Annotated in this window: 21 protein-coding genes; 8 read left to right on the top strand and 13 right to left on the bottom strand. The window is 71.9% G+C overall.

Going from position 1 to position 22,022, the window contains the following annotated elements:
- Positions 1–2: 2 nt before the first annotated feature.
- The 3 genes from ACYVK5_RS18470 to ACYVK5_RS18460 are packed head-to-tail and all read left to right on the top strand — an operon-like array spanning position 3 to position 6,521.
- Positions 3–2,930: a DUF6519 domain-containing protein gene (locus ACYVK5_RS18470; RefSeq protein ID WP_460707424.1), complete on the top strand. Its 2,928-nt coding sequence runs from the start codon at positions 3–5 to the stop codon at positions 2,928–2,930.
- A 16-nt stretch (positions 2,931–2,946) separates the two neighbouring features.
- Complete coding sequence (locus ACYVK5_RS18465; protein ID WP_460707423.1) at positions 2,947–5,970, top strand: eCIS core domain-containing protein; 3,024 nt, start codon at positions 2,947–2,949, stop codon at positions 5,968–5,970.
- Positions 5,967–6,521 carry a HEAT repeat domain-containing protein gene (locus ACYVK5_RS18460; RefSeq protein WP_460707422.1) on the top strand — a complete coding sequence of 185 codons (555 nt, stop codon included), beginning with the start codon at positions 5,967–5,969 and terminating at the stop codon, positions 6,519–6,521. Before ACYVK5_RS18465 ends, ACYVK5_RS18460 begins: the two co-directional genes overlap by 4 nt.
- Positions 6,522–6,534: 13 nt before the next feature.
- On the opposite strand, the gene ACYVK5_RS18455 is transcribed toward ACYVK5_RS18460, so the two are convergent.
- The 8 genes from ACYVK5_RS18455 to ACYVK5_RS18420 form a co-directional block, all read right to left on the bottom strand.
- Positions 6,535–8,442, bottom strand: a complete 1,908-nt coding sequence (locus ACYVK5_RS18455; RefSeq protein ID WP_460707421.1) for an ATP-binding protein — start codon at positions 8,440–8,442, stop codon at positions 6,535–6,537.
- Complete coding sequence (locus ACYVK5_RS18450; protein ID WP_460707420.1) at positions 8,439–9,686, bottom strand: Pvc16 family protein; 1,248 nt, start codon at positions 9,684–9,686, stop codon at positions 8,439–8,441. Before ACYVK5_RS18450 ends, ACYVK5_RS18455 begins: the two co-directional genes overlap by 4 nt.
- Entirely contained in the window at positions 9,683–10,951 is a 1,269-nt protein-coding gene (locus ACYVK5_RS18445) for a hypothetical protein (RefSeq protein ID WP_460707419.1), read from the bottom strand. The genes ACYVK5_RS18450 and ACYVK5_RS18445 overlap by 4 nt, the downstream gene beginning before the upstream one ends.
- Positions 10,951–11,655, bottom strand: a complete 705-nt coding sequence (locus ACYVK5_RS18440) for a hypothetical protein (protein ID WP_460707418.1) — start codon at positions 11,653–11,655, stop codon at positions 10,951–10,953. Before ACYVK5_RS18440 ends, ACYVK5_RS18445 begins: the two co-directional genes overlap by 1 nt.
- The gene (locus tag ACYVK5_RS18435) at positions 11,652–12,170 is read right to left on the bottom strand and encodes a phage tail protein (RefSeq protein ID WP_460707417.1); all 519 of its coding nucleotides are present in this window, start codon (positions 12,168–12,170) and stop codon (positions 11,652–11,654) included. Before ACYVK5_RS18435 ends, ACYVK5_RS18440 begins: the two co-directional genes overlap by 4 nt.
- 10 nt (positions 12,171–12,180) lie before the next feature.
- Positions 12,181–13,728 (bottom strand): phage tail sheath family protein, encoded by a 1,548-nt coding sequence (locus ACYVK5_RS18430; RefSeq protein ID WP_460707416.1) that lies wholly within the window; start codon positions 13,726–13,728, stop codon positions 12,181–12,183.
- A 112-nt stretch (positions 13,729–13,840) separates the two neighbouring features.
- Positions 13,841–14,437, bottom strand: coding sequence for a TetR-like C-terminal domain-containing protein (locus ACYVK5_RS18425; protein WP_460707415.1), 597 nt, complete (start codon positions 14,435–14,437; stop codon positions 13,841–13,843).
- A complete protein-coding gene (locus tag ACYVK5_RS18420) occupies positions 14,430–14,801 on the bottom strand; it encodes a darcynin family protein (RefSeq protein WP_460707414.1) in 372 nt (123 codons plus the stop codon). Before ACYVK5_RS18420 ends, ACYVK5_RS18425 begins: the two co-directional genes overlap by 8 nt.
- Before the next feature lie 98 nt (positions 14,802–14,899).
- Between ACYVK5_RS18420 and ACYVK5_RS18415 the strand changes: the two genes are divergently transcribed.
- Positions 14,900–15,640 carry an SDR family oxidoreductase gene (locus ACYVK5_RS18415; protein WP_460707413.1) on the top strand — a complete coding sequence of 247 codons (741 nt, stop codon included), beginning with the start codon at positions 14,900–14,902 and terminating at the stop codon, positions 15,638–15,640.
- Positions 15,641–16,058: 418 nt separating this feature from the next.
- Entirely contained in the window at positions 16,059–17,465 is a 1,407-nt protein-coding gene (gene gltX / locus ACYVK5_RS18410; RefSeq protein ID WP_460707412.1) for a glutamate--tRNA ligase, read from the top strand.
- On the opposite strand, the gene ACYVK5_RS18405 is transcribed toward gltX, so the two are convergent.
- The 5 genes from ACYVK5_RS18405 to ACYVK5_RS18385 form a co-directional block, all read right to left on the bottom strand.
- Complete coding sequence (locus ACYVK5_RS18405) at positions 17,437–17,898, bottom strand: hypothetical protein (protein ID WP_460707411.1); 462 nt, start codon at positions 17,896–17,898, stop codon at positions 17,437–17,439. The genes gltX and ACYVK5_RS18405 overlap by 29 nt on opposite strands.
- Positions 17,899–18,053: 155 nt before the next feature.
- The gene (locus ACYVK5_RS18400; RefSeq protein ID WP_460707410.1) at positions 18,054–18,305 is read right to left on the bottom strand and encodes a GntR family transcriptional regulator; all 252 of its coding nucleotides are present in this window, start codon (positions 18,303–18,305) and stop codon (positions 18,054–18,056) included.
- A gap of 150 nt (positions 18,306–18,455) precedes the next feature.
- Positions 18,456–19,280: a helix-turn-helix domain-containing protein gene (locus ACYVK5_RS18395; RefSeq protein ID WP_460707409.1), complete on the bottom strand. Its 825-nt coding sequence runs from the start codon at positions 19,278–19,280 to the stop codon at positions 18,456–18,458.
- Between the two features lies 1 nt (position 19,281).
- Positions 19,282–19,791, bottom strand: a complete 510-nt coding sequence (locus ACYVK5_RS18390) for a DUF6879 family protein (RefSeq protein WP_460707499.1) — start codon at positions 19,789–19,791, stop codon at positions 19,282–19,284.
- Positions 19,792–19,802: 11 nt separating this feature from the next.
- Positions 19,803–20,003 carry a hypothetical protein gene (locus tag ACYVK5_RS18385; RefSeq protein ID WP_460707408.1) on the bottom strand — a complete coding sequence of 67 codons (201 nt, stop codon included), beginning with the start codon at positions 20,001–20,003 and terminating at the stop codon, positions 19,803–19,805.
- 311 nt (positions 20,004–20,314) lie between these two features.
- On the opposite strand from ACYVK5_RS18385, the gene ACYVK5_RS18380 reads away from it, so the two are divergent.
- The 3 genes from ACYVK5_RS18380 (at position 20,315) to ACYVK5_RS18370 (ending at position 21,984) form a co-directional block, all read left to right on the top strand.
- Positions 20,315–20,506 carry a hypothetical protein gene (locus ACYVK5_RS18380; protein WP_460707407.1) on the top strand — a complete coding sequence of 64 codons (192 nt, stop codon included), beginning with the start codon at positions 20,315–20,317 and terminating at the stop codon, positions 20,504–20,506.
- 209 nt (positions 20,507–20,715) lie between these two features.
- Positions 20,716–20,877, top strand: coding sequence for a hypothetical protein (locus tag ACYVK5_RS18375; RefSeq protein WP_460707406.1), 162 nt, complete (start codon positions 20,716–20,718; stop codon positions 20,875–20,877).
- Positions 20,878–20,898: 21 nt separating this feature from the next.
- Positions 20,899–21,984 (top strand): asparagine synthase-related protein, encoded by a 1,086-nt coding sequence (locus ACYVK5_RS18370; RefSeq protein ID WP_460707405.1) that lies wholly within the window; start codon positions 20,899–20,901, stop codon positions 21,982–21,984.
- Positions 21,985–22,022 lie beyond the last annotated feature (38 nt).

Raw genomic sequence — 22,022 nt, 5'->3', positions numbered from 1 at the left:
CCATGCACGCAGACCTCACGCGGTGGACGTTCGACCCGGCGCTCGGGTACCGCTCGGTGCTCATGCAGCAGGGCCGGGTGCTCCTGGACGCGGAGTGGAACGAGCAGGCCGAGATCACTGCGCACCACGACCGGGTGCGCACCGAGGACGTCGTCGGGCCGGCCGGCGGCGCAGAGCCGGTGGACGGCGGCGCCGGGCCGTTCGCGCTGGTCGCGCTCCCGGACGGCGGGCCGCCGGACGATGCCGGGTGGGCCGATCTCGCGGTGGCACCCGGGCGGTACTACGTCGACGGGGTGCTCGCGGCCGCGCCGCCCAACCCCGCCACGGGATCCGGCGCCTGGCCGCTGGCGAACCAGCCGCACCTGCGCACCATCTCCTCCGGGGTGACGGCCGACCCCGGGCTGACCGAGCCCGGGGACGACGGCCGGTACGCGGCCTGGCTGGAGGTCTCCGATCACCTCGTCACCGCCGACGAACGGCCCCAGCTCCTGGAGTCCGCGCTCGGCGGCCCGGACACGGCGGCGCGGGAGCAGACGATCTGGCAGGTCCGGCTCGCGCCGCTCGGCGACGAGGTGTGCTCCGAGCTCGCCGCGGCCGAGCCGACGGCACCCCGGCGCATGGTCGCCGCGCTGCGCGAGGAGGACGACGACGTCGACCCGTGCCGCATCGTCGGCGGGGGCGGGTACCAGCGGCTGGAGAGCCAGCTGTACCGGGTCGAGGTGTTCGACGCCGGGGCCGAGCCGCGGTTCGTGTGGTCGCGCGAGAACGGCTCCGTCGTGGCCGGGCTGCTCGACCTCGACGTGTCCGCCGTGACCGGCGCGGACTCGGCGCTGACGATCGACCGCCCGGGACGCGACGAGGAGCTGTCCATCCGGCAGGGCGACCTCGTGGAGGTGACCAGCGCCGACCGCCGGCTGCGCGGCCTGCCGGGCTTCCTCGCCGGCGTGGAGCGCGTCGACGACCTCCTGCTGCACGTGGCGTGGGACGACGGCGCCCCGACGTCGGTCGCGGCCCTCGGATCCGCGCCGGTGGTGCGCCGGTGGGACGGCGGGCCGACCCGGCTGCGCCCCACCTCCACCGACCTGGAGGGCGGTATCACGGTGCGGTTCCCCGCCGGCGGCACCCCGCGGGTCGGGGACTACTGGCTGATCCCGGCACGCCCGGCACGGCTCGGGTTCGGCGTCACCGCGCGGCAGGGCACCCTCGAGTGGCCGTGGGACGCGGCGACGCCCGACCCCCAGCCGCCGAACGGGCCGGACCGCCGCCGGGCGCCGCTCGGCATCCTCGTGCGCGCCGGCGGGACGTGGACCCTGGAGTCGGACTGCCGCCGGCTGTTCCCGCCGCTGACCCGCCTGGTCTCGCTCGACCTCGTCGGCGGAGACGGCCAGGAGGCCATGCCGGGCGACGAGCTCGACGAACCCGTCCGCGTCGTCGTACGCAACGGCGGGATCCCCGTCGACGGCGCGCCGGTGCGGTTCACCGCCGACGCCGGCACGCTGCGCGACGCGGACTCCGGCGACGCGCTGGGCGGCTCGGGCGTCGTCGCCACCGGGAGCGACGGCGTCGCGGCCGTGCTCTGGACGCCCGATCCCGGCGGCGGGACCACGCAGACGCTCGCGGCGGTACGCCTCGACGACACCGACGGGCCCGCCGGGACGACCGTCGTCGTCACCGGCCGGCTCAGCGTCGCCCGGGAGGTGGCGTGGGACCCGGTGTGCGACGGGTTCGCGGACACCCGGACGGTGCAGGACGCGCTGGACCGGGTCGTGACCGCCCAGGAGCTGCGGCTGCTCGGCGGCGACGGGCAGGAGGTCGCGGCGCGCGGGCGCACCGCTCCGCAGCTGGTGCGCGTCGTCGTGGACAGCCTGTGCGGCCCGGCCAGGGCGCGGGTCGTGGCGCGCGGCCGCGACGGCGCGAGGGTTGTCGCGGCGGACGACGGTTCGGCGGTGCCGGCGTCCCTGCCGGCGACGGCGACCGAGGAGGCCGTCGCCGAGACGGACGGCGCGGGTGTGGCCGCGTTCGCGTGGCAGCCCGTCTTCGACGGAGGCGACGACGGCGGCGCGCTGAGCGACGTCCTGACGATCGGGCTGGAAGATGCGCTCGACGACGCTCCGGTCCGGGTGTCCGCGCAGCTCGACGTGGCGGCCGGGCACACGCCGGGCCTGCACGTGGTGGCGATCGAGTTCCGGGACGGCACCGAACTGGTGAACGACGCGTTCGCGCCGGCCGGTGCCGTCGCGTCGGGCATCGCCGTCGAGCTCGACGGCGAGCCGCTGCCGGACAGCGTGCAGGGCAAGCCCGTGGGCCGGGTGCTGCTCGACATGCCGTGGCCCACGCCCGCGCTCGGCGGCGACCTCGACATCGGCCGATCTTTCGGCACCCAGACGATCGTGCTCGACGGCCGGATGAGCCTCGACGGTCCGCAGGTCTTCTGGGATCCCGCGGACGGTCTGGGCGACATCCTGGAGCAGGTTCGGCAGACGGTGCTCCGCTGGCAGGAGGAAGGCCGGGTGCCGGAGGGGACACTGCCATTGCGGATGCGCTTCCAGCTCGACGGCTGGGCGATCGTCGACGCGCGGAACCCGGAGTTTCACCTCAACGGCCACGCGGTCGCGACCTCGGACCGGGGGCGCACCCTGCTGCGCCTGCCCACCACCGACGAGGTGACCGGCGGCCGCTTCGAGACGTGGTTCTGGTTCGGGCGCCCGCCGATCGTCATCCCGCCGGTGATCATCGACGCAGTCGTCGGTCGCACCCGCGGCCTCGCCGAGCGGCGCGCGATCGACGCCGGTCTCACGGTGCGGTTCGAGGAGGTCGACGCGCCGGGCGTGCGCGGCGGTACCGTCGTCGCGACCGAACCACCCGAGGGCGCCGAGATGCGGCCCGGCGACGTCCTCACCGTGCGGGTGTCGCGCGGCACGAACGGCTGAGCAGGGAGCGGTGGCCGTGACCGACAAGCTCGGGGCAGAGAGCGAATCGGCGGTCGAGCCTGTCGCCGACGTGGCGGCGCAGGCGTGGGGGGCGTTGCCCGTCTCCGGCGGGCGCGCGGTCACGGACGTGCTGAGCCCGGACCGGACCGCTCGGCTCGGTCACGACGTGCGTGACGTGCAGGTGCACGTGGGACGCGAGAGCGACGCGGTCGCGGCCGGTCTGCACGCCAGGGCGTTCACTGTCGGCCGGCACGTCTACCTCGGCCGAGCCGCACGATCCCTGGGGCCGCTCGGCCACGACCGGGTGGTCGAGCACGAGCTCGGGCACGCGCTGGCATCACGGGAAGGATCTCGCCCCACGGCCGGACAGGTCCCCACCCTCGCCTCGGCCACGGAGGAACGGGAGGCGCGGTCCGGTCAGCGCCTCACCGGGGCCGGGGCCGGCATCACTTCGCTCGAGACCGGCACCTTCGTCGGTCTCGACCCGATACCTACCGAGACCGCCGAGGCGACTGATCCTGTCGCTCCGGACCGACCCGACGTCGAGGAGCTCGACTATGCGTTCGTCTTCACGGGCGGCGCCTACGGTCGATCCGCCGAAGCATTCATCCGTCGCTACTACCCGGACCACCGGCTGATCCGCTCGCACAGCTTCGAGGCGATGTTCGACCGGATGTTCACGGACATGCGCCGAGTCGAGACCGGCGTGACGCCGCACCTGCGTGAACTGGTCATCGTGACGCACGCGAACGCGGCAGGCGGGATGCAGATCCCTCTGACCCGCGGCGATGCCGCGCGCGACCGGTTCTTCACGGTGTGGGACGTCGACGACCTGCAGGAGGAGTTCCAGCAGGGGCTGCACGAACGGTTCAGGCGCCGGCGGCGGCAGGTCGTGGCCACGATGTTCGACGCCGATACCCGGGTCATCGTCCGCGGGTGCGAGTTCGGCCAGTCGGACGAGGCCCTCGACGTGCTCCGGTCGCTCCTTGGCGGGCAGGCCTGGATCTGGGCGCCCCGGGTCTATCAGGGCTACGAGTCCGCGCCGATCGGTACCAGCCATCTGGGGACGGCCGAAGAAGCCTTCGACTTCCTCATGGAGCAGGACTATCTGCCTCCGGAGCTCGAGCCCGCTCCGGACGAGCAGAAGCGCGAGTACATCGCGCGGGTGTTCGGCCTCCGTGGGCACGTGCCGACCGAGTTCTTCGTCGTCGGGCAGGAGGCGCACGACGAACTCGCCGCGATGATCGACGCCGGTACCGGCCGATCCGAGGCGGCTGAGGAGCTCAAGGTGCGCGAGCCGGCGAGTGTGCCGTCTCTCGGTGCCTACTGGAACTTGTCGGCTCCGTCGTCAGCCGGCTCGGACGCCGAGCTGGACCAGCTGTCGCTGCGGGAGATCGCGCTCGAGGCTCGGCGGCTCAACCGCCCCTACCGCCCGCAGAACGCCGGGATGCTGCGGCGACTGCGCGCCGCGTGGGAGCGGAAGGAATTCGAGCGGCCCGAGCACATCCCGTGGCTCCTCGAGGACAACCCGGACCCGCTCGCAGGCTTGCCGGGAGATTCGCTGGGGTTCATGCAGTTCCTGGAGCGGCACTACCGCGACCGTCCGGACGAGAACCCGCTCGCCGGGATCGAGCCGGAGAACTACTGGGGCGACGCCAACATGCTGGCGATCCACGCGGCACAGTACCCGTCACCGACACCGCATGCCGACCTCTTCGAGACCGAGATGCTCGAGTTCGAGCCACCGACGGAGGAACAGCGAACACAGGCGGCACACTTCGAGGACGAGCTGGCCACCGCCCCTCCTCGAGGTACTCCAGCACCCACCACCGTCGAGAGCCCCGACGACGAGTCCGAGCTCGAGCTGTACCGCCGCGCGCACACATTCGACAAGGGGGCGGAACGGCCGCCGCCCCTCCCTCCGGAGGATTTCACATCCCTTTCCGACACCGAGCTCATGATGCGCTATCGGCAGGCCCTGCGGGAGGTCGACGTCCTCGACCTGGCGCGGCTGGAAGGAGAGATGGTCCGCCGGATGGAGGATCCCGACCATCCGGGGTTCGGCACCGCGATGCCCCGCGACCTCGTACCAGGCCGCCCGGCGAACGCGGGGGTGTCGCCAGAGGTCGCGCTCGATATTCTCCGCAACTCGACGGAAGGGCGGTTCCCGTGGCGCCCTGACCTCGGCCGGGTCGGCCGCGTGGCCTGGTTCGTCACCGAAGGCGATCCGTACGTCGGCGGCGACCGCGGCGGTAGCGTCACCATCCCGGTCGAGCTCGTGCACCCTGACCAAGCCATCGTGTTCCATGAGTCGGATCTGCTGGAGATCTTCGAACGCGAACGCGCGGCACTCGAACCGATCATCGAAGCCGAGTACCGACGCACGGCGCAGCTCAATGCGTCGACGGCCCTGACCTCGAAGCAACGCCGATACATCCGCGGGCGGTTCCTCGAACGCGCCGCTGAATCACGGATGTGGGAGCGGGTCGGAGAGCGTGTTCGTGCCTCGGAACACGGGGTCGGCGAGGTGGTGCTGGAGAACAGCCGCTTCTCGCGACAAGGGAACGGACGTTTCGCCGTGGTGCGCGATGCCTCGAGGATTCGCATCCGAGGTGGCGTGTCGACAGTTCTCGCCTCGCTGCGCACGGTCGGAGAGCCCGTGAACCCGATTCTCACCGCCGCGGCGGAGGAAGCCGCTACCCAGCAGCGCTGGGCGGGCCGTGTCCGCGGGGTGTTCCACTACGGAGGCAAGGTCCTCATCGTCGTGGGCCTCGTCAACGATACGTATCGCATCATCACGGCTGAGGACCGGACTCGTGAGGTGATCAGTGTCGCCGGGGGATGGGCGGGCGCCACCGCGGCAGGCGCCGCCTTCGCCTACTGGTACACGCCCGCCGACGTGGCTGGGCCGTGGGCCTGGGTCGGCCATGGTGTCGGCACGCTGCTCGCGGGCGGCATCGGCTACTTCCTCGGTTCGGAGACCACCACGACGATCTACGAACTCGTGATCGAGGACGACGAGGAGACGGAGTCGCCATGACAGGTCCCGACGGCCTCATCGACGCGCTGACCGACCTGGCCGGACCACTCGGACCGTTCACCACTCCTGAGCAGCGACGGGCAGACGAGGAACGATTCCTGGCTCGGCTGAATCCGACACATCTTGACGACCTGCTTGACATCGTCAGCGATCCCGGACCGCGAACCACCGAGACCCCCGCCCTGGTCGAACTCTTGGAAGAAGCCGTGACCGCGGCAGGGCGCCGGGCTCCGGAACGTGTTCTCGAACGTGTCGTCCCGATGCTCACCGATCCGGCGCGTCGTCCGTTCGCGATCGATGTCCTCGGGTCTCTCCGGGACGAGGGCGCGATCGCGTCGCTTGATCGTCTGGTCCACACGGTGGCTCTCACGGATGACGAGCTCGAGCGGGTGGCGTGCTCGCTGGGCGATATCGGGGGGCCGGCGGCTGGAGAGGTTCTGTCGCGGATGCGCACGCTCGCGCTCTCGCCGTCGGTCACGACGGAGATCGTGATCGCGACCGATCGGATCGACAAGCGAGCGGGTCCACGGGACGACGCGGGGTGTTCGTGACAGCCGCGCGGTCTCAGCTCGCGCCTCCCCGCCCGCGCGGGCGCGCCCCCGACCGCGCGACGCGGCCCGACTTGCCGAGTTCCCAGCGGACCGCCTGGGTCAGGTGCTCCATGCGGAGTTCCCCGCCGTCGTCGGCGGCGAGGTAGGCGGCCTGCAGCGCGGCGGCGGCGATCCCGCCTCCGGACAGGTCGGCGTCGGCGAGCCCGTCCAGGTCGAGGCCGGCGCGCGGGACGCCGTCGGGCAGGGACTGCTCCCACATGCGCCGACGCGCCGCGCGGTCCGGGTACGGGAACGTGACGACGGCGGACAGCCGGCGGGTGAACGCCGGGTCGAGGGCGCCGCGGGCGTTGGTGGTCAGCACGGCGAGCCCGCCGAACGCCTCCATGCGTTGCAGCAGGTACCCGACCTCGACGTTGGCGTACCGGTCGTGGCTGTCCTTGACCTCGGACCGCTTGCCGAACAGCGCGTCGGCCTCGTCGAACAGCAGCACCATGCCGCCGTCCTCGGCGGCGTCGAACAGCCGGGCGAGCCGCTTCTCCGTCTCGCCGATGTACTTGTCGACCACCTGCGACAGGTCGACCTGTACGAGGTCGAGCTGCAGGTCGTGGGCGATCACCTCGGCGGCGAAGGTCTTGCCGGTACCGCTGTCCCCCGCGAACAGCGCCGCGGTGCCGCGGCCTCGCGTCGACAGAGCGCCGAACCCCCAGTCGTCGAGGACCGTCGAGCGATGCCGCGCCGCGGCGACGAGGGCTCGCAGCTGGTCGGTCTGCGCCCCGGGCAGCACGAGGCGGTCCCAGCCGGCCAGTGCGACGCGCACCTGTGCGAGCCCGCCCACGTCTCCGCGGGGCCGGCGACGGCACGCCGACCACAGGGGACGCCCGGCCGCGACCTCGTTCGCCACGTCGTCGACGTCCCCCACCGACAGGTCGAACGCCCCGGCGGCGGCGGCGACGTCGTCGTCGGGCACGACGGTGCCCGCCCGGTCCAGCGCGGCGGCCAGGGTCGCGCGCCGCTCCCCCGCGCCGAGGCGGGGCACGTCGAGCACGGGCAGGCCGAGGCGTTCGAGCGCGGCGGTGGCCGCCCCCCTGCCGCCGAGCAGCACGACCGGCGCCTCGCTGTGGATGAGGGTGCGTCCGATCCCGTCGGGGACGGACGGCGCGTCGAGGTCGATCAGCCAGGCGACCCGGCCGAGCACGGCCTCGCGCACGAGCCGCCGCACGAGCCGCTCCAGGTCGCCTGCCCCCGGGGGCAGGTCGGCAGCGCCGATGAGCCGCGGGGCGAGGCCCACGGACGCGCAGGCCGCCGCGGCGATCGCCCGGGTGGTGCGCGGCTGCGGGCCGCGCAGCACGACGGGCCCGGACGCGGACCAGCGCGCCACCACCTCGGCGGCGACCACCGCCTGCGTCGGCGAGAGCCCGGCCGGCGCGGTGACCGGGTGGCTGAGCACCTCGAGGTGTCCGTCGAGCGCGTCGACGCCCGCGAGGCGGTGCACCACCTGCTCGTCGGGGAGGAGCGGGCCGGCGACGACGGCGGCCGGGTCGGCGAGGCGCAGCAGCTCCCAGCGGCGCAGCGGCGCCTCGGGGACGAGCGCGTCCCAGTGGGCGCCGGGCAGGTGCTCCAGGGCGGCCGCGAAGGTGAGCCGCGGGCTGCCGGTGCGGTCGGCGAGCTCGCGAGCCACCTCGCCGATGAGGTCGGGGCCGCAGGCCAGCAGCAACGTCTGCCGCTCGAACGGACTCAGCCCGAACCCCGACTCGATCTCGTCGAGGGGGCCGGGGCCCGTCCGCCGGGCGCGCAACGCGTCGAGGCGCTGCCGGGCCGGACCGGGGTCGGTGCCTGCGAGGACGGCGCGCGCGATGTCGAGCTCGCCGACGACGAGGTCACGGACCTCCTCCGGCGTCGCCACGATCGCCGCCTCGCTCACGGCAGTGTCACCGCGGGGCCGTCGTAGGTGTCGCCGGACATGGTGGGCAGGCTCGCCACTCCGTCCACGGCGACGCGGACCAGCCAGGTGCCGGCGGTGAGCGACGACAACGGCACGTCGAGGCGGTCGGCGGGAGCGTCGTCGTCGGACACGGGGCCGAAATGCTCCTCGACGAGCGGCGGGTCCGCGGCGTCCCCGCCGGCGATCCGGGCGAGGCTGACGACGGCGCGCTGTCCCTCCTGCAACGCGGGGGTGACGGGGACCTCCAGCCGCGTGCCCGTCGTGGTGAGCGTGCCGACGCCTGGGCGTACCACGAGCGGGAGCGTGTCGGAGCGGCCGAGTACCCGCGTGGGTTCCCCTGCGGCGCCGGGTGCGGCCTCGTGCACGACCTGGACGCCGTGCACGCCCGCACGGACGGCGCCGGTGAGCGTCGTGACGAGGCGCGTGCTGCGCGACGACGGGTCCGGTTCGAGCGCCTCGCCCGCGACGCGGACGACGGTGCGGGCGTCGAGCAGGCCCCGTCCGGTGAGCACCAGGGTGGCTCCGGTGACCGCGGGCCCGTCACCCGCCACGGCGACGTCGTCGAGCAGCACGCGGCTGAACGGCCGGACCGCCAGGTCGCGGGTGAGGACGGGCAGCGGGGTACGCACGGGCAGCCCGGCCTGCAGGAGCACCACGGTGGCGGTGTACGCCTGGGACAGCAGGTAGCCGGTGCCGAGGACGCCCCACAGCTTCGACAGCTCCTCGAGCGGCAGGGGCGTCGGGGTGATCTTGACGAGCTCGTCCTGGTCGGCGAGGTCGGTCGCGTCGAGGAAGTCGGTGGCGCCGGTGTCGAACGTGGCCACCGCGTTCTCGATCACGGCCTTGGTGAACACCGGGGTCGCCGCGAGCGCCAGCGCGCTGCGGGCGAGCAGCCGTTGGGGTTCGAGGGCCTCCTCGTCGCCGTAGGCGGTCACGAGGTAGTGCAGGTCGAGGGCGGCGGCGGGACGTCGGGCGAGGGTGCCGTCGCGGTGCCGGGTGGGCAGGTCGTCGAGGTTCGACGCGTGGTTGGGCGTGACCTGGTAGAGGTAGACGTTCAGTCCGGCGGCGGTCTGGCCGACGTTGCCGAGGTCGGCGACCTGGGCGGGTCGCAGGGTGGTGACGTCGGCCCCGCCGACGGGGGCCGGTTCGTCGCCGCCGAGGGACTCGTGCAGGACGTAGCGGATCGTCGAGGTGACGGCCGCGATCGCCAGGGTGTTGCTCATCGCCGCCACCGGCCTTCCTGCCGGGCGAGGTAGGCGCTGTGGTCGACGCGCGGGGGCTGCTGCCGCTCGGGTCGTTGCGGGGCCGGTTGCGGGTCGGGGTGGTGCACGTCGACACGGCCGATGTGCACGTGCACGTCGCCGGCCGGGACGTCGAGGGGGTCGAGGCCCACGGCGGGGCGGTCGGCGGGCAGCCCCGTGTCGCCGGGTTCGCCCGTTCCGCCGGATGCCCGACGGCGGTCGGTGACGCGGGCGGGGACGGCGACGAGCCGCTCGGCGTCGCTGCGGGAGAGCGTGCCGTCGGCGACGAGGGCGGGAGTGAGACGGGCGAGGAGTTCGTCGCGTGTCAGGGTGCGGGTCGCGGGCTCGGCGGGACCAGGGGCGCCGGAGCCGGACGGTGGGCGCCGGGGGCCGGTTCGACCGCCGTCGGATGCCGGGGCGTCGGTCGCCGTGCTGCGAGTCCCTGGGGCGTCGGTCGCCCGACCGTCGGCCCGTCGTGCAGCGGGACCTGCGCGGCCGGCCGGTGTGCCGTCGGTACGGTCCGACGGCGGTGCGCCGGGCCGGGTTCGTGGCGTCGCGGCACTGCGGGAGTCCTCGGCGGCAGCGACCTGTCGTGCGGTGGCGGTGGGACTGCCGTTGCGCAGGGGGCCGGCCCGGAAACGGCCATCGGGACGACGGTCGCCGGGCAGGTCGCTCGACGGTCGGTTGCCGGGGACACGGTCGCCGCGGCCTGATCTGGGCGAGGCAGCGTCCGCGCGCGGGTTCGTGCGGGCGCCGGGGCCCGTCCCCCGTCCAGCCCGGCGGGTCGTGTGCGCGCCCGAGGGATCCGGCGTCGCCGGCTCGGGACGCCCGGCACGGATCCGCCCGCCCGGCACGGATCCGCCGCTCGGTTCGCCCCTCGCCGCGTCTCCTCGGCGCGCCTCGTGGCCGGCGCCGGCGGCCGCCGTCGGGCCGTCGGACGACGAGGTGTCGTACGAGGCCCCGGACGACGAGCGGCGGGTCCCGGCCGGAGACGCTGTACCGGACCCGTTCCGCGCCCGGCCGTGCGCGGTCCCGGCCACCCCGGCGCCGGGGTCGCCCGAGGCCGGCGGAACCGCGGAGGCGTCCGCGCCGTCGTCGGGCATCCGCGCCGTAGCGTGCGGTGAGCCGGTCGGCTCGACCGGTGGCGGCTCTTGCCCCGGGCCGGGCTCGAACCGCCCGGCGCGTCGCGTCGCGAGCGTCGGTACCGTCGAGGTGGCCCGCGCGGCGAGCCGGTCGAAGACGCTCATCACCGCCGCACCCCGCTGCGGGCGTGCTCCAGGTACGCCGCGCGCCGCGACTCGGGCAACGACAGGATCTCGGCCTCGGTCCACCCGTAGGCGGCGGCGAGTTCGGTGACGACGGCGATCACGTGCTGCGCCTCGTCGACGAGATGGTCCGTGAGCAGCGCCACGAGGTCGACGGCGACGCCTGCCTCGGCGCCGCACGCCGGGCAGTGCAGGCGCGCGGTCGTGTCCGCGGCGCCGACGAGCCGCTCGGCGGCGGCCTCGACCTCCATGAGAGTGCCCGGGTCGTCGACGACGGCACCGGGCTCCCAGTGCACGCATCGGTCGCGCAGGGCGGCCGCCGGGTCGGTGGACGTGGCCGCGGCGAGCAGGTCCGCCGTCGTCGGCGCGCGGACGACTCCGCCGGTGACGCGGACCTCGTCGGTCGCGGCCGCCGAGGCCGTGTCGGCAAGGAGGTCCAGCATCAGCGGTACGTCCAGGGAGGCCGAGCACCCGGGGCACGTCATCACGGTCGCCAGCACGGGCCCGACCCGGGCGCGCAGCTCGTCCAGGGCCGCCACCGCTACCCGCGCGAGCGGCAGCGCGGCCGCGGCGCCGAGGTCCGGCGCCTCGCCCCGGGCGTGGAGCAGCGCCGCTCCCCGGGTCTCCGGCGCCGCGGCCGACAGCGCCTCGGCGAGCGCGAGCGTGGCGCCGTCGTCGGACATCACACGTCGAGGGTGGGCTCGGTGGGTTCGGTGACGGCGATGTCCCGCTCCCAGCCCTCGTTCTCGAGCTTGAGGATCGAGATCGCGATGCCGTTCGCGTTGGCGTCCAGCTCGGGCATGGGCTGGTACTCCGAGACCCAGCAGCGGTAGACCTTGTAGGCCAGCGCGAGCTGCCCGGCCTCGTTGTAGACCTCGATGATGATGTCCTTGCGAAAGTCCGCCAGCGACGACTCCGCGCCGAGGCCGGAGCCGAAGTCCCACACCTTGTCCGACCACTTCTCGAACTCGGGGTCGTGGGTGACGCCGCGTTCGAGGGTGATCGCCTCGTACTCGGTGCGGCCGGGCGACTTCCGGCTGCTGGACGGGTCGGCGCCGTCGCGGTGGGTGACCACCTCCGTGGTCTTCTTCAGCGCGCTGACCTTGCTGACGCCGGCGACGTACCTCCCGTCCCACTTGACGCGGAACTTGAAGTTCTTGTACGGGTCGAACCGGCTGGCGTTGACGGTGAACTCAGCCACGGCGTGCCTCCTACTCGCCGGTCGCAGCGGTCTTCTGCTGGACCGAGATGATGACGAACTCCGCCGGTTTCAGCGGGGCGAACCCGACCTGGATGTTCACGATCCCTCGGTCGATGTCGTACTGGGTGGTGGTCTCGGCGTCGCACCTGACGAAGTAGGCCTCGCGCGGGGTGCTGCCCTGAAAAGCTCCCTTGCGGAACAGGTCCTGCATGTACCCGCCGATGGTGAGCCGGATCTGCGCCCAGAGGGGTTCGTCGTTGGGCTCGAACACCACCCACTGGGTGCCGCGGTACAGGCTCTCCTCCAGGAAGAGGGCGAACCTCCGGACAGGCACGTACCCGTACTCGTCGGCGAGGACGTCCGCGCCGCGCAGGGTGCGGGCGCCCCACACCACGGATCCGGCGTCGCGGAACGCGCGCAGGGCGTTGACGCCGGAGGAGTTCAGGTCGCCGTTCTGGTCGTTGGACAGGTGACGTTCCAGGTCGACGACGCCGGTCATCGCGGCCTCCAGACCCGCCGGGGCCTTCCACACGCCCCGGGAGGCGTCCGTGCGGGCCAGGACTCCGGCGACGACGCCGCTGGGCGCGAACGTGCCGATGCTTCCGCCGCGCATCGGGTCGGCGTGCCGCACCCTCGGGTAGTACAGGGCCGCGTTGCGGGCCGCGATGCCGGTGAGTCCGTTGTCGGAGGCGAACGCCTCGGCGTCCGCCGGGGTGGCTGCCGGGGGCGGGTCGACGAGCAGGAAGGCCCGTCGCGTCACGGCGTACGCGAGGGCACTCGACCAGACCGCGGGGGGCAGCGCACCGGCGGGTGTGGGCGGCGGGATGACGATGATGTTGACCAGATCGGCGTCCTCGAGGGCGTAGATGCCACCGCGGGACGACTCCAGGGCCGCGCTGGCGTAGTCGCTGCCCGCGATCGTGCCGCCGTCCGATCCCTGGTCGGCCGCGGCGACCGCGAAGTTACCGCTCGCCGGCCGCGCGTCCCCCTCGGCCGGAGCGGCGGCCGCGTGGAGCAGGAGCGATGCCTCCAGAACGCGGTCCACGCGACGCGGCCCGTCGACCATCGTGACGTTGCGGAAGGTCTCGGCCGGGTCCTCGCCCGGGGCCTCGCGGATCAGCAGGGTGAACAGGTCGCTGCCCTGGATGCCTCCGCCCTGGCCGGCCGCGACGTCGTCCGCCTCGGCGGTGGGCAGGTGCTGCACCTCGACCTCAAGGGTGTCGGCCCAGGAGCCCGGCCCGTTCGCCTCGAGGGAGAGGTCGCCGACGTCCAGCGTCGCGCTGTCGGCGCCGGACGGGGCGACCCGCACGACGATCGCCCGGCCACCGCCGTTGAGGTAGAAGTCGCGCACCGCATAGCCGAGCCCGCTGTTCCGGGCCAGGCCGCCGAATCGCCGCTCGAAGTCCGCATAGCTGCTGATGGGTACCGGCTCGTTCGCCGGGCCGCGCCCGGCCACGCCGACGAACGCCGTGATCGACGTCGCGACGCCCGTGATCGCCCGGTTCCCGCTCGGCACCTCGGTGATGTAGACACCCGGGTGGCTGGGGGTGATGGTCATGAGGGACTCCTTCGACACCGGCGAGAACGACCGTCCGTACATCGAGCATGGGCAGCGACCGTCACAGCGGTGTCACTGACACGTCACGCGCGGGTGGGGCGTGTGGACCGGCTCAGCTCCTGATCAGGTCCGGTGGCGGGCCGACCACCAGCTCCGCGAGTTGCGTGGCGAGCTGTGCGGGGACGGGGTCGCCGGTGATCAGCAGTCTGAGGTAGACCGGGCCGAGCAGGAGATCGACGGCCAGCTCCACGTCGGGCGTCCGTAGCCGCTGCTGTTCCTCGGCCCGGCGCAGCACCTCACGGAGGATCTCGCGCCGGCCCCGCTCCACCTCGCGCAGGGCGGCGGCGAGTTCGGGCGATCGGGGCAGTTCGCTGACCAGCCCGGCGATGACGCGGCCGAGTTCGGTGCGGGTGAGCAGGCGCACGGTGTTGGACATCACGGTGACGAGGTCCGCCAGCGGGTCCGCGGTGTGCGGGGGTTCGGGGTTGGCCTGCGCGAAGGCGTCCCGGACCGCCGCGGCGATCAGCTCCGTGCGCCCCTTCCATCGCCGGTAGACCGTCGGCCGGGAGACGGCCGCACGGACGGCCACCGCGTCGACCGATACCCCGGCCGCCCCGCTCTCCGCCAGCAGTTCGACGGTGGCACGCAGGATGCGCGCCGAGGCCTCGCCGCTGCGCGGACGGCCCGGCGCTTGTGCCGGCTCACTCATGCGGCGCCCGCTCCCGTCCGACGACGGTCGCCGGCCCTTGTCCGGCGACGGCGCTGTCATACGCGGCGAACCCGTCCTCGATCCCCATGGCGACCTGCTTCACCTCGACGTACGGCACGGAGAACAGCTCGGTGTCCCGGACCGCCTCCCAGAACATGTAGTACGCGGAGAGATCCTCGGTCTCGACGAACAGGATGTCGCTGTAGTCGGCGCAGAAAGCCTCCGCGTCGAACCAGCGCAGCCGCACCCCGTCAGCGCGCGCCGCCAATGCCTTGACCCCTGCCCACACGCGGGCCCGCTCGCCCCGCTCCAGCCGCAGCCAGGCGGGCTGGAACTGCAGCATGTTCATCACGACGTACGTCATGTCACTCCTTCTTGTCGGGGACCTTCTTGCCCGTGACCATCCTGCGCATTAGATTACAGTACTGTTATGTAATGCAAATCGAAGCGGAGAGGACGCACATGTCCAGCACAGAACGAGCGGGGTTCGCCCTGATCACCGGCGGCACCGCGGGCGTGGGCCTGGCCCTGGCGCGACAGCTCGCCGAGCGCGGGGAGCAGGTCATCGTCTGCGGCCGGGACGAGGGCCGGCTGGCCGCCGCCGACGCGCTTCCGGGGATCGAGGCCGTCCGCTGCGACCTCGCCGTGGAGAGCGACCTTGCCTCCATGACGGAGCAGATCCGCGCCCGCGGCGGCATACACCTCTTGGTCAACAACGCGGCCGTGCAGTTCGGCTACCGGCTGACCGAGCGCCGCCCCGCCGATCTGCTGCGCGACATGGACACGGAGATCGGCACCAACCTGACCGGCCCCGTCAAGCTCACCGCACTGGCCCTGCCCCTGATGCTGCCCGGAGGCACGATCGTCAACATCACCTCGGCCCTTGCGCTGACCCCCAAGCGTGCCGCTCCGGTGTACTGCGCCACCAAGGCCGCCCTGCGCAACTACACGACCGCGCTGCGCTACCAGCTCGCCGACGACGAGCGAGGCCTCCGCGTCATCGAGGCCATGCTGCCTCTCGTCGACACGGCCATGACGGCCGGCCGTGGCAGCGGCAAGATCAGCCCGGAGCAGACCGCCACGGAACTGCTGCGCGGTCTCGACCGTGACCGCCCCGTCATCCGCGTCGGCAGCATCCGCGCCCTGGCGGTCCTGCACCGGCTCTCCCCCGCGCTGGTGGCGCGCATGCTCCGGGACGGCTGAGCACCGGTCTGCGGACACCGGACGCTGTCGGCGCCCCTCGTCGGCGGGGCCCGGTGAGCGAGAGCGCCGCAGCGGCCTGCGCTTTTCCCCTTCGACGAGGGCGCGACCGTCGTCACGGGTCTCGCAGCGTTCTGTTGCCGAGCCTGGCGATGAGCTCAGCCACCCGGGCCGGTGCGAGGCTGTTCGCGGCGTGTCCTTGGCGTTGCAGCAGTACGCGTGGACATGGCGTCTTCCTGGGGCGCTGTCATGTGGATTCCTTCGGACCACGACTTAGCGAGGCAGCGGTCTTCGGCTCTGGGTCTGGGACCCCGAGGTTGGCCTGACTCGTCGCCGTGCAAAGTCTGGCAACTCACGGTCCTTCTGAGATCGCAGCGATTCGAGAGGGACACCGAGTGCGGTGAGGATAGGCTTGTGCGCCGTGACCAATCCCGAGATCCGAGTTCGCTTCGCGCCCTCGCCCACGGGCATGTTCCATGTCGGGAACGCTCGTTCGGCGCTGTTCAACTGGGTGTTCGCGCGACAAGCGGGTGGGTCGCTGGTGCTGCGGATCGAAGACACGGACGCCGAGCGGTCCCGGCCGGAGTGGGTGCAGGGGATCCTGGACGCGATGGCGTGGCTCGGGATCGACGAGTCGCAGTACGAGGGTCCTTTCTTCCAGTCGGAGTACGCAGGTAAGCACCGCGAGGCGATCGACAAACTCCTGGACGACGGGCGGGCGTACTACTGCGACTGCGCACGCGAGGACGTGATCGCCCGGACCGGGTCGAGCCACAAGGGGTACGACGGATTCTGCCGGGATCGCGGCCTGGAGGCTGCACCGGGTCGGGCGTTGCGGTTCCGTACGCCGGATGAGGGTTCCACGGTGGTGGTGGACCTGGTGCGTGGCAAGCCGGAGTTCGAGAACGCGCTGATCGAGGACTTCGTGATCGCTCGCGGGGATGGGTCGCCGGTGTTCTTGCTGGCGAACGTGGTCGATGACCTGGAGATGGGCATCACGCATGTCATGCGTGCCGAGGAGCATCTGCCGAACGCGCCTAAGCAGCAGCTGATCTGGGAGGCGCTCGACGCGCAGCCGCCCATCTGGGCGCATGCGCCGGTGTTGGTGAATGAGAAGCGGCAGAAGCTGTCCAAGCGTCGTGACCGGGTGGCGCTGGAGGACTTTCGCGCCGAGGGGTATCTGGCCAAGGCGATGCGGAACTATCTGATGCTGCTGGGCTGGGCGCCTGCGGATGATCGGGAGATCGTGCCGTGGGAGGAGATCGTGGCCGAGTTCCGGCTGGAGGATGTGAACCCGTCCCCGGCGTTCTTCGACATCAAGAAGTTGCAGGCGTTCAACGGTGACTACATCCGCGCGATGTCGGTCGAGGCCTTCACTGGCGCTGTGCAGCCGTGGTTGGTGTCCGAGGACGTGCCGTGGCCGGCCGAGGCGTACGACCTGGCGGTGTTCGCGAAGGTCGCTGAGCTGGTGCAGACGCGGATCGTGCTGCTGGGCGACGTGGTGGAGATGGTCGACTTCCTGTTCCTGGATGAGCCGGTGATCGATCAGGCCGCGTGGGACAAGGCCATGGGCTCCGAGCACGCCGCAGGCATTCTTGCGGACACGATCGAGCGCTACTCCGAGACCGAGTGGAGCGGCGAGGCGTTGAAGTCCGCGCTCGAGGAGATCGGCGCAGCACGCGGGTTGAAGCTGGGCAAGACGCAGGCACCGGTCCGGGTCGCGGTCACGGGTCGCCGGGTGGGGCTGCCGCTGTTCGAGTCGATGGAGGTCCTGGGCCGCGAGAAGACTCTGGAGCGCCTCAGGATGGCGGCACAGCGGGTCGGCTGAGCCGAACCGCCTGAGCGGGCGCGGCTGCCGAGTTTCCGGCCCTGGGCATCGCGGCGGTCTTGCGGTTCAGTGCGATGAATCGCCGCACGTCGAGCAGACTGTCGCGCGACTTCGGCAGATTCGGGCGTAGTCGCCGAACGATCTGGTCGAAGGTGGTGGCGGGTTCATCGCCGAGGAGGTAGGTCTCGGCGTGGAACCAGCGCAGCGCCTCGGGCCCGATGGCGTCGGACAGCACATTGCGGACCCGGATCTTCGGCGCGCCCGTTGCGGCGGTGAGGCGGGGCAGGAACAGGTAGGCGACCTGATGGCCGGGCGCGAGGAGGGCGCGTAGGCGTTCCTGGATGCTGGTGGCGTCGATCTTGTCGGTGCCGCGAACGATGAGGTTGACGCCGGTGTCGATGTCGTCGATGGCGGTGGCCAGGTGCCAGAGCACTGTGCCGTCCGATCGGGTGAGCCGGAGCGTGGAGTGCTGCGGCGCCGGTGCCCGGCGAGCGTTCACCAGCCGTGTCTGAGATCGCTGGTCGGGGTCGATTCCGGAGGTGAAAAGCAATGCATCGACGGCGGAGAGGTCGCGTCCCGGATGACGGGCTACCTGAAGTCGCGGACGTAGACGGCACCCTGGCGAGTGACCGCCAGGCCCGCGGCCTGGAACTGGGCGAGCGCGCTGCGCACTGTCGGGCGTGTTGTCTCGTGGTCCCGCACGAGCGATCTCTCGCTCGGCAGCCGCTCACCCGGCCCGTACTCCCCGCGCCCGATGAGGTAACGGAAATCGGCGGCGATCCTGTCCGCCACAACGCTGCTGACCTCGCTGGACATGGCGTCTTCCTGGGGCGCTGTCATGTGGATTCCTTCGTGACGGATGTGTTCGGATTGCTCGGGTCGTGGTGTGGCGTCCCAAACTTCTTTCTGTGCGCGGCCTCGACGCACCCCGTTGCCTCATGAGAGTCCGGCTCCCCATCAATGAACCTACCGACCGCGAGGGCGTCGCCGTCACCCGAGTTCGTTGGCGATGCTGGTGATGAAGTGGCGGGCGTCGTTGCCGGTGAGCGCGAGTTTCCGCAGTGTGCTGAAGGTGTTGATGTAGATCTGGGCCTCGGGTCCGGTGTAGCGGTGTTCGCGGCTGAGGGTCTCGACGCAGACGAGGTCGTCGAACATTTCGAACATGTGGGGTGGCACGTCGTGGGCCGCGCCGAACGGGAGGAAGCCGAGTCGGACGTTGGGCAGGCCGATCGCGGACTGCAGGCGGTCGATCTGGATGCGCATGATGTCGGACGGGACCAGGCCCCAGCGGAGCACGGGTTCGGTGATGATGAACTCGAACCGGCGCGGCGTGTAGAGGTAGCGCTGACGCTCCATGCGCGTCGCGACTGCCTCCTCGACGTCGGCGACGGCGACATCGTGCGCCTGCGCGGCAGCGGTCAGGATCACGCGAGCATAGTCGGGGGTTTGGAGCATGCCGGGGATCACGACGTTGTGGAACTCGCGCATCCAGGTCGAGCCCTCGACGAGCGCGTTGTAGCCGGCTTGAACGGGCGCCTGTCCGCGTCGGGCGCGTCGTCGGTGGGTGTGCTGGTCCTCCCGGGCTTGGTCGAGCAGTCCGAGGAGCTGGGCGCGTTCGTCCGCGCTGCCGCCGGTTGCCGCGATCCACGCGGTGATGTCCGACGGCGATGCGTTCTGGCGGGCCAGTTCCAGCCGCGAGACCTTCGATGCCGGCCACCCGAGCGCCCCGGCCAGTTCCTTGCCTGCCAGGCCGGCGCCCACGCGCAGCGCGCGCAGACGCCGACCGAGGTTCTGCAGGTGGTCCGGACCAGGCATATCAGGAGGGTACGGCGCGCAGCGCCAGTCTCCTCAACGCCCGGGCCCGTTCCAGCGAAGCCTCATCGGTCTCCAGGCGCAGACCAATGAGCTCCCCAGCGGTGTCGAACTCCATGACGATCAGGCGCGCGTCGTCCAGGAGCCACCAGTCGTCCTCCCCGGCCTCGGGCAGTAGTCCGACTGTCCTCGCCCGTTCCGGCGTGGTGTAGTGCATCACCTCGCCGGCTTCCTCGTTCCAGCGTCCGACCCAGCGGGCGTACCGCTGATAGTCCGTGGGCGGGTCCTGCTGGATCCGCACCCTCTCCATCCGTCGGCCTTCGGCCGTCAGCGCTCGGATGTGATCGAGCCAGTCGGTGAACCCCGGGATCTGGTTCGGGTCGTAGGGGTTGCCCGCAAGGTAGGTCTCGAAGTGGTCGTCCTTGAGGTCGTCCGCGTACACCGGCTGCTGCTCCAGCCGGAAGGCCGTGGCCCCGAAGGAGTGCAGTAGTTCACCGAAGTCTTGCGCGGTGATCGTCTCGCCAGTCAGAGCGAACCCCGCAGACGGTCGAGCACGTTCGCCGGGACGAACACACCGTCTTCGTGGTCAGCGAGGTCACGCAGCTGGGCGCGGGTCGCGTCGTCGAGCTTGACGCCTTGGACGACGTAGCCGTCGCCGGTCTTGTACAGCGCCGGGCAGTTGCCGGTGCGGGAGTCCTCGTCCTTCCACATGAACTCGATGTCCATCGTTCCTCCGTGGGTCGGTGGTGCAGTGGGGCGAGCCTTGCCCGGAAAGTCTGGCACGCCACCCCTGCCGGATGGAATGCTCTCTATACCGCAATTGCTCCAGTGTCTGCAATTGCATGTCGTCGGTAGCTGCGCGATGGGACGCTCGTGGGCATGACGACCGCTGCTGGGGATGCCTCGCTCCCGATCCGTCACCTGAGTGAGTCTCCGTGCTGTGTGCGTGGCTGTGACCAGGTCGCGGAGCTGGGCGAGGCGTTGTGTTGGCAGCACGGTGGCGGCGAGTGGGTGGAAATGCTCCGGGAGGGGCGGCCATGACAACCGAGGCAGGGGCAGTCGGGACGCGGGTCCGGGTGTGGATCACGTCCGGCCGCTTCGCAGGGCGGTCGGGTCTCCTGGTTGGGTCGGGGCCGGACAGAGCGACCGTGGACCTGGGCGTGCCGGTCGACGGCGGAAGCGGTGTCGTGGTCGTGCCGGCCTCGGCGGTCCGGGCGGACGAGCAGTGACGGCCGGGGCAACGTCCGGGACGGCCGGGACGGCGGGGGATGGCGCGACTGCCGACGGCTCCGCCCCGTTCAGGCGCCTACAGATGGGAGGTGTGTAGCGAAAGTGCCACAGGAATGCCACACAGGTGCCTTGGGTGTGCAGGCCGTGAAGCGTTTGGACCGTTGCCGGGCGGGCGTGTGCCCGCCGTGGCGGACAGGGAGGTTGTCAGATGGAGATGTTCGAGCCGCCTCGTAAGCCCGACTTCGGGTTCGAGGCATTGTTCTGCTCTCGGCCGGTGCGTTTCGTGCAGTCGCCGCAGGAGGCGCACGACTACAAGAAGATCTCCGGGTCGTCCGACGGCGCGAAGACCTACGACACGACGGCCGTCTGAGAAAGGGATCTCATGCTGCGGATGCGTATCGACACCCGGTCTGTAGGTTCACCGACGTGGACCGGGACGGGCTATCAGAGCGCCGATGGGGCGACCTGGATCACCCCGGTGGCGAACCCCGCCATCGAGCAGGTGGCGGCCAGCGACGGGACCCGGACCCTGGTGGTCGTGCGGGAGAGGGCGGCGGGAGGGCCGGCATCATCCTCGGCCGTTCAGTCCGTCACACGGGAAGAGTTCGAGCGCATCCGCAGTATGGCCGGACGGTGGCCGCTGGACTTCGTGACGGTCGAGCTGGTCCCGCACGAGCCGGTGATCGTGACCGCGGGGGCGGCGCGGGTCACGCCGTTGTATCTGGCGCACGACGCCCACGTGCTGGCCGGGTCATGGGACATGGCCGACCTTACCGGCTACGTGCGCGGGGTCGACGCGCGTGAAGCCGCGCGGCTGCTGGTGTACCGGCCCCGGTACAGCAGTGACACGTTCTTCACCGGGATCCGGCAACTGACCGAGCGCGCGAGCGCGCACTTCGCCGGGCACCTGGTGATCCGCTACCCCGAACCGGCCCTTCACCTGCGGCCACGCGATCTGGCCGAGGATGCCGACGTGCTGGACGCGTTCACCTCCACCATCGACGCCGTGCTGGACAAACGGCCCCTGGACCCGGACCGGACCCTGTTCCACCTGACCGGCGGGTTCGACTCCGGCACCATCGCCACCCGCGCCGCGGCCCGCTGGCCCGGCCGCCTCGCCACCGCCGCACTCCTGATCGGCGGACCGGGCCGAGACTCCCAGATCCGACGACGCGGCCAGATGCGCGAGCGCATGTCGTATGCCGAGACCGACATCCTCATCGACGCCATGGCCCACCAGCCCCTGGCCCCCGACTGCCTGCGCGTCCAGGGCGCACCCATCAGCCCCGCCGAGGAACCCCTGCACCACCCGTTCACCCTCATGGCGCGCGCCACCGCGCAGACCGGTGCGACGAGCGTGGTCACCGGGTTGGGCGGGGACGAGATGGTGGCGCTCTCCGTCCAGGAATACCCCGACAAGGAACTCCCGCCCGTCGCAGAGTCGGCCGACCTGCCCCTATCTGCCAGGCTTTCGTGAGACCCCGGTCTTCGTGAGTTCGTAGGCTGGGGGCAGGA

Source organism: Myceligenerans halotolerans (genome assembly GCF_054782975.1).
This window is presented reverse-complemented; position numbering and strand designations above follow the sequence as displayed.